At 61.2% G+C, this 629-nt stretch carries 1 pseudogene; it reads right to left on the bottom strand.

The window, feature by feature from the left end:
• A pseudogene (locus tag DVK06_RS16910) lies at nucleotides 1–629 on the bottom strand (hypothetical protein); the annotation flags it as partial.

Here is a 629-nt window from a genome sequence, read left to right as displayed (position 1 = left end):
CCCAGAATCGGAGTTGACGGGCGAGATCTCCATCGTCCAGAACACGGACATCCGTATCTTCGAGTGTCTTGCGAGCCTCCGGTCCCACTTCGGTACAGATTGCGATGGCGATCTCGGTAGTGTTCTGTGCGACCTTCATCATCGTGCCGAGCTCGGTACTGACGTTCGACTCATCGATGACGCGGTCCTTGGCTTCGACCGAGATCATGAGGTCAGGACCGTGGTACCCGTCGATATCGCCGTACCGCTGCTGGCGCGAGGAGCCGGTTCGAACCTTGCTCGCGCGGAGGGACAGGTGCGGCCACTCCGCCTTGACATACCCATAACAGAGGGCCTGGTACGCCGATCCGCCCTGCTCGCTGGGAGCTTTACGCGTGTAGTCTCGGAGCACCTTCAAGAACGGCTCTTCGAACGGTGGGTCGCGTCGTTCGTACTCGCTCGATTCCAGCCGCTCCAGCCCGAGGTCGAAGAGCTCCTGTGCGGCGGCGACGCGACCGTCGCGGGATAGCCGGAACGCGAGTTCGAGCATGTCGTCGTACCGTTCCCACTCTCCGGTGTGGTGTCCCGGTGAGCTTGGGAAGTTCGTTCGATTCAGATCCTCCCGGAAGAGTTCGATCAGTTCGTTGTGG

Origin of the sequence: Halorubrum sp. Atlit-28R (assembly GCF_003665955.1) — an archaeon.
Lineage (GTDB): Archaea > Halobacteriota > Halobacteria > Halobacteriales > Haloferacaceae > Halorubrum > Halorubrum tropicale.
This window is presented reverse-complemented; position numbering and strand designations above follow the sequence as displayed.